Source organism: Pseudoalteromonas sp. GW168-MNA-CIBAN-0100, assembly GCF_040309225.1.
Lineage (GTDB): Bacteria > Pseudomonadota > Gammaproteobacteria > Enterobacterales > Alteromonadaceae > Pseudoalteromonas > Pseudoalteromonas arctica.
Genome location: NZ_JBEOOL010000793.1, coordinates 1 through 255, shown reverse-complemented (window position 1 = coordinate 255; position 255 = coordinate 1). Strand labels below are relative to the sequence as shown.

1 protein-coding gene is annotated in these 255 nt (G+C 43.1%); it reads right to left on the bottom strand.

All coding sequences use genetic code 11. The annotated features are described in order from the left end of the window. On the bottom strand, nucleotides 1–255 hold a 255-nt coding region (locus AAEY62_RS23450), incomplete at both ends, for a DUF1501 domain-containing protein (protein WP_350636856.1).

Below are 255 nucleotides of genomic sequence, written 5' to 3'. Positions count from 1 at the left end.
TCCATTAGATGTTAGCGTACGGCCAAAGTCCGACATAGTAAACGACGTTACTTTGTCAGCCATATTCAGCTCATTCATCGCACTATTAAACTCGTTAAGTCCTTGTGCTAGTGTGCTAAGCAATGCAGGGTGAGTATTCAATTGATTATCGTGTGTATCAAACCCTCCCATAGAAACAAAAAACACTTGGCGCTGCGTACTTAACTTTGCTTGCACACTAATCGCCTTAGCTACCGCAGCTAGTTGCTTCGACAA